This is a genomic window from Rothia nasimurium (assembly GCF_928391935.1).
Taxonomy (GTDB): Bacteria; Actinomycetota; Actinomycetes; order Actinomycetales; family Micrococcaceae; genus Rothia; species Rothia nasimurium_D.
Genome location: NZ_CAKMTD010000010.1, coordinates 74,149 through 80,443, shown reverse-complemented (window position 1 = coordinate 80,443; position 6,295 = coordinate 74,149). Strand labels below are relative to the sequence as shown.

The window sequence follows — 6,295 nt, the reverse complement described above, 5'->3', positions numbered from 1 at the left end:
GGTGGGGGGTGGAGGCGGGGGATTTGGACCGTCCTGGGCCCAAGCGGAGGCGGGTTTGGACCGTCCTAAGCCCACCCCTAAAAGATTTGGACCAGATCCTGCTCATAAAAGGCCAGTTTTAAGCCCGAAACCGAGCAGAATACGGTCCAAAACACTAAAAGCTGAGCAGGGAATGGTCCAAAGCCCAAAGGACGGGAGAACGAAAGCGGGTTTGGACCGTCCTGGGCGCAAGCGGGGGCGGGTGCCCAATAATCACACGGCCAGCCACCACGCCAAACATGATGATGACCGTATCAAGCCGTAACCGGTAGTGACCAGCAGGACGTCGGGGGTGGAAATAACAGAAGAACCCCTACTCCGAGGGACGATTTTCTAAACACAAGTTCACAGAACTTGTTTGGCGAAGATACTCACCGAGCTCTGGGAGAAACATGAAAGCGAGCATACCGATAGCCTAGTGCGCCTCCGTAACCTCTTGTAGCCTTCGGCCAGTAAATAAAGGCTCGTGGTGCGCTGCACGGTTACGCACACCATTCACAAGAGCAAGAGCCCGATCTACTTTCTTTCGATCTGTTTTAGAAGGAAAGGCTTCGTGCAGGTACGGCACCCATAAAGTTTTCTCTAACGCCGCCGATGTAAGGTGACGCCAGAACCCAAAAGATAACTCAGCAATAATTTGCCCAGACAGGGGGTTCGATAAGCGAGTACGTTTCACCGCTTCATCAATACTCAAACGGTTACGAGCGTTCAAGTCTCTTTTCTGCCCATTCCGTACTCGTATCAAAGGTGCTCTTACAGGTGACACGGAATCCAGTAGCCAGTGATTTGAACCAGACCACGAGTCAGACAGGACACGATTGTAAGTGTTGCGAAGAGCCACTTCGATATGAGCCACATCGTGCATAATTGCCCCTGCCAGCTGAGTATTCCACTCGTATAGACGCAGAGCTAAATTAGAATCTTCATGAGCTGCACGCTTATAGGTTTCCCATCTTTCCGCTGAAAGCCACTGCTCCACCCAATGAGTTTCCTGCATCCTAGGCATCACTCCTTTGTGATGTGACAATGCCCCGGCGAGAATACTCCAACATGAGTTTGAAGTAGCGCTCCACCGGGGCTTCTACGCTCCAGAATATCAGACTAATTATCTACTTATCTAGAGTCGCTTAGACCCTTCACGCACACTCAAAGGGGCCATGCGAGCGCCATGACGAGCCATAAAATCAGCCACCCAAGCAGGATCAGTCTTGGAATACTCACGCAGGGACCAGCCAATAGCCTTATTAATAAAGAACTCCCTAGACCCAAAATTGAGGGTGATGATCTCTTCAAGCAGGACGGTATTCGTCTCAGCCTTGCGGGGGCACTGATGGCCAATAGCCACACGACGCACCCACATGTTAGCGTCCTGCGCCCAGGCAAGAATCAGAGCGTCATTAGGGTTGCGCCAAAGAATCTCACCGACCATGGTGTCAAGACGGTCAACAGTATCCCACCAGCTCTTCTCTTCAATAAGATCCCGCAACCAGTCAATGTCCTCAGGCTCAAGGTAACGACGCAGGGCATGCAGGTAGTCGAGGGCAACATACTGAAACTCCCGCTCCGGTGCCTGCCAACAGGCGTCCACAAAGCTACGGTCTATGCCTTGGGTTTTAGTGTCTACCCGGGCCTCAGCCAGCAGGGGCTTAATAAGCTCCCGACGTAACGGGGTTTTAATTCCCAGAAAAGGGAACTGGTCGCGCATATAAGCGGCCATGGGGGCGGCGTTGGCGGGATTGGACGCAGCCGTGAGGGTCTCACGCAAGGCAGGGAAGTTCATGGAGCTGTCCTTATGACGAACTAGTATTGGACCAGAATCGAGGCAGGCGGGGCAGGTTTGGACCACCTAAAACCCACCGCACACGAATTTAGACCAACTTCTGCTCACAAAAGACCTATTTTAGATCTGTTTATGAGCAGAACACGGTCCAAACCTTTTTGGGTTGAGCCAGGTGTGGTCCAAAGTCTCGGGATGAGGCAGGTGAAATCTAAATAAGGCGAGTTTGGACCAGGTTGAGCTCACAAGTGGGAGCGGCGGGACAGGTTTGGACCAGGTTGAGCTCACAAGTGGGAGCGGCGGGACAGGTTTGGACCAGGTTGAGCTCACCTCTTAGAAATTTAGACCAAATTCTGCTCAAAAATGACTGTTTTAGGGGCCGTTTTTGAGCAGAAGGTGGTCCAAAGGACGGGAAGGTGGGCCAGGCACGGTCCAAAGGGCTAGAGAGTGGGCAGAAAGTGGTCCAAAGGGCAAGGAGGTGGGCTGGTTATGGTCCAAAGGGTATACCCCAGGGTGGCAACAAGATGGCAGAACAGACCAGCACCTACACCCCAAGACAATAGCTAAACAGCACAAGAGACCAAGCCCTCAGAGTAGCGCACCCATACCCAAGACGGACGCGCCCGCCTGACCGCGAGCGCGTCCGCCCCTACCTCACTAGAAGGTTTCAGTACCCGTATAGGAATCATGCACCATATTGGCAAAACGCGAATAGTGGCCCTGGAAAGCCACCGCAATCGTCTTCGTGGGGCCGTTACGGTGCTTAGCAACAATGACGTCCGCCTCGCCTGCGCGGGTCGATTCCTTCTCGTAGTAATCCTCACGATGCAAGAGAATGACCATGTCAGCGTCCTGTTCAATCGAATTATGAACAGTGATGCCGTTGGCGATGAAGTTATGGTTCCCCAGCACAGTGGCGTCAAAGACCTCTTCTTCTCCCTCGTACTCGATAGACGTAACGGTATCCCAGAAAAGATCATTGACCGCAAGCATATCGAGCTCAGCAGCATCAAGGACGCTAGCTACCTGAGTCAGCACAGGAGCACTCGTGCGTACGCCAGCAGACGCAAGCACATCGGCTACTTGAGTAGGCTCGCTCAGAACAGCACCTACCTGCCCCCAAACCCGCTCGTCCCGAACCACCGGAGCACCGGCGTCCTGAACCTCAATCTCTTGAATCTCAAGACTGAACCGAACTAAATCATCATGCTCAACCACAGACAGAGCACCATCTTCAACAACCGTCGAAATACCAAAACGCAGAAGAAGAATACTCAACTGATCAGCAACAGCACGAGGCAGGCTCACTGTCACCGATGAACCCACAACCTCAACGCCTAAGAACACTGTGCGCAAGAAAAGGCGAATCTGCTCTTTCGGTAAGGAAAATACCTCAGAGGGAACACCCAACACAGGTGCTGTAGAAGCAACTTCGATGACCTGCTCGCCGCTCCAGTGCGTCCGGGCAGACGGCCCGTTGACGTGGCGAGGCACGCCCAAACGGTCACCCACTGCAAGCTCACCCAGACCCTTCCAGCCTGTGTAGGTAAAGAAGGGGTGATTGGCGGTAGCACGCAGGGTCTTACCCGAAGCCAGCGTTAGACGATACACCGGCTTCACGCCCGTAGAAAAGACGTGGGTCAGGTGCCGCTCCACGAAACGCATGTCATCCCCCAGGGACCATACCGGGACGTCCTGAGCGCCCTGCTCAAAAAGCTCGCCCATCGTTGTTTCAGCACCCGTATCAGAACGAAGCACACGAGTATCAGCCGTAAGACAGCCCGACTCGCGAAGATCCGAAATCTGAGGCTTCTTATCAGTGCGCTGCTCAGAACCACGATTCAACTGCGACAGGGCAATCAGCGGAACCTCAAGCTCCTTAGCCATCAGCTTCAAAGCACGCGAAAACTCCGAAACCTCCTGCTGACGCGACTCAACCTTCTTACCCGAACTCATCAGCTGCAGGTAGTCCAGCACAATCAGCTTCAGGTTATTCTTCTGCTTCAGGCGGCGGGCCTTAGCGCGAATCTCCATCAGGGTCATATTGGGCGAATCATCAATAAAAAGCGGAGCCGAATCCATCTTGCCCATGGCGGTCGCAATCTTGGCCCACTGGTCGTCGTCCAACTTGCCCTTACGCAAATCAGACAAGTTAATACCCGCCTCAGCCGACAAAATCTTCGTCGCAATCTCGTTACGGCCCATTTCCAGGGAGAAAAATACCGTGGTCATACCGTGCTTAATCGCAGCAGACCTGGCGATGTCTAGGGCAAACGTCGAATTATGAGTGGGAACAAAAGAACGCGAAGCCAAGAAAAGGTGCTGCTCATTATCCACCTCAATACAGCGCACCGGAACAGATTCAACAGGCTCCACCGCCACAATGTAGCGAGAACTACGCTTAGCAGTAGGACGCGAATCGCGCTCCCGGTGCATATGCTTCTTACGCGACAGAGCAAAAACAGAATCAGAAGAAGAGAAGGTCAGCTTGTAGGCCGTCGACGTAGCCTCGCTACTGCCCTTGACCTTCTTCGTTGCCATACCCGTGCGGTACCCCAAAGAAAGCGCCAGCTCCTGAGTATCAAGTGCCAACTGGCGGTTCGTCACCGTGAACTGAATACACCCGGCGTTCGTGACGGTGCCGTCGCTATCAAGCAACCCCGCCAACAAGGCCCGACGCTGCGCCTCAGAGGCCCGCAGGTACTGCATAGGAATATGCTTATTATTCAGAACGCCCAGAGTACGCAGGCTCTCAGCACTCGGCGCCAAGACTGTTGAGTCATCACCCAACCAAATTCCCAGGGTGTAGGGGGCAACCAGCAGGTCAGCTTCAGGCAACTGAAGCGGGCGGGCATTAGCAATAGAATGATTAGCCCGACGGTCAGCCGTCGCACAACGAACCGTCTCACGAATCTCAGCGGTGGTGCGCACCTGCGCGCCCACGGACGTCCGCACACGCCCACCACCTGAACCCGCAAGAACAGACGAGCGGGCCCGACGGGACGCGCGGGTTTCAGTCAGCCACTGGTGCTCGGCGTCCGCAATGATTTCAGTACCGTCATCAAAAATGACCTTGAAGCAGGGACGCCCGGTCATCACATCGGTAGCGTTCGTGACGGTCGTGGGGTGCCCGTCTGCGCCCAGAACGGTGTCGCCCACGCGGATATCGCCCATGGTGGTCCAGCCTGTGGGGGTGGGGATGGGGGTATCAAGAGCAAGCGCCTTACCCATCGCCGGACGCGCCGCGATCACGATCATCTGGCCAGCCTGCAGGCCGGCGGTCAGCTCGTCGAACTCAATGAAGCCGGTGGGCACACCGTGGATACCGCCGTCACGCGAGCCGTTGGCCTCAATCTCTTCAACCGTGCTGTTCATGGCCTCAGAGAGGGGGACGTAATCTTCCTTCGTATTATTGGCAGAAACCCCGTAAATCTCGGCCTGGGCGGCATTGACCAGGGCCTCAGCCTCGCCGTCGCCGGAGTAACCCAGCTGCACAATCTTGGTGCCAGCCTCCACCAGGCGGCGCAGCATGGCGCGTTCAGCCACAATCTCAGCATAGAAACCGGCATTGGCGGCGGTGGGGACGGCCGCAATCAGCGAGTGCAGGTAGGCTGCCCCGCCCACGCGGTTCAGTTCGCCGCGCTTGGTCAGCTCATCAGCCACGGTAATAGCGTCCGCCGGCTCGCCGTGCCCATAGAGGTGAATAATGGCCTCATAAATCATCTCGTGGGCGGGCTTATAGAAGTCCGCCCCACCGCCGATGACCTCAACGACGTCAGCAATGGCGTCCTTAGACAGCATCATGCCGCCCAGAACCGACTGTTCGGCGGTGTCGTCGTGCGGCGGTGTGCGGACGAACTCAGACTGGCTCTCAGACAAGGCGGCCCCCTCGGTGGTGAAGAAAACGGTGAGCTTCTATCATCTCACCTTAGCGGGCGCCACGGGAGTCCCTGCGACCAGGGACAATGAAGAATCTACTAGTCAGGGAGCAGGGCGGTGGAGTAGTTAAAATTTTCACGATACCCACCCCAATTCAGGGGTGGCGCGTGATTTCTAGGGTGGTCGGGGGAGAACCGGCAGGGGTGATTAACCCCTCGGAGCGACTCGGCAGCTCCTACCTGACAACAAGATACAAGGAAGCAGCGACCGCGTAAGTTAAGACGAGCATCGGGGCAATAATTGCTGTTACCAGGCGGGAGCGGAGCGGGGCACGGTGGAAGGCTGCGAGGAGGCAGAAGTAGCCGGGGGCTAAGGCCACAATGGCAAGAAGGATATTGGCGCTAAAGGGGTCGTAGCTGTACGTGGCCCACTCTTTGGCGACAGGAACTCCAAGCATTCCGAGGGGAACAGCGATCAGGTGCGCGACAGGGGCCAGGAGGAGGATGATGCCAACGACTGTCAGGACGGTAGCCGACCTAGCATTGTGGGGGTTGGAGGGGTGAGGGCTATAGGTATGAGTGTGGGTGAAATCTGACATGG

The 6,295-nt window shown here is 55.6% G+C and carries 4 protein-coding genes; all 4 read right to left on the bottom strand.

The genetic code is table 11. From position 1 onward, the window contains the following. Window positions 1-454 precede the first annotated feature (454 nt). The 4 genes from L7A15_RS09610 to L7A15_RS09595 all read right to left on the bottom strand — a co-directional run bounded on the left by L7A15_RS09610 (window position 455) and on the right by L7A15_RS09595 (window position 6,293). Window positions 455-1,036 (bottom strand): Abi family protein, encoded by a 582-nt coding sequence (locus tag L7A15_RS09610; RefSeq protein ID WP_237209008.1) that lies wholly within the window; start codon window positions 1,034-1,036, stop codon window positions 455-457. A 120-nt stretch (window positions 1,037-1,156) separates the two neighbouring features. Next, window positions 1,157-1,819 (bottom strand): DNA alkylation repair protein, encoded by a 663-nt coding sequence (locus L7A15_RS09605; RefSeq protein WP_237209007.1) that lies wholly within the window; start codon window positions 1,817-1,819, stop codon window positions 1,157-1,159. A gap of 654 nt (window positions 1,820-2,473) precedes the next feature. Then, window positions 2,474-5,695 carry a replicative DNA helicase gene (gene dnaB / locus L7A15_RS09600; RefSeq protein ID WP_237209006.1) on the bottom strand — a complete coding sequence of 1,074 codons (3,222 nt, stop codon included), beginning with the start codon at window positions 5,693-5,695 and terminating at the stop codon, window positions 2,474-2,476. A 235-nt stretch (window positions 5,696-5,930) separates the two neighbouring features. Next, entirely contained in the window at window positions 5,931-6,293 is a 363-nt protein-coding gene (locus tag L7A15_RS09595; RefSeq protein WP_237209005.1) for a hypothetical protein, read from the bottom strand. Between the last annotated feature and the right edge of the window lie 2 nt (window positions 6,294-6,295).

Coding starts and splice junctions, on each gene's coding strand:
- L7A15_RS09610 (WP_237209008.1), bottom strand. CDS start 1,036: ATGCAGGAAACTCATTGGGTGGAGCAGTGGCTTTCAGCGGAAAGATGG.
- L7A15_RS09605 (WP_237209007.1), bottom strand. CDS start 1,819: ATGAACTTCCCTGCCTTGCGTGAGACCCTCACGGCTGCGTCCAATCCC.
- L7A15_RS09595 (WP_237209005.1), bottom strand. CDS start 6,293: ATGTCAGATTTCACCCACACTCATACCTATAGCCCTCACCCCTCCAAC.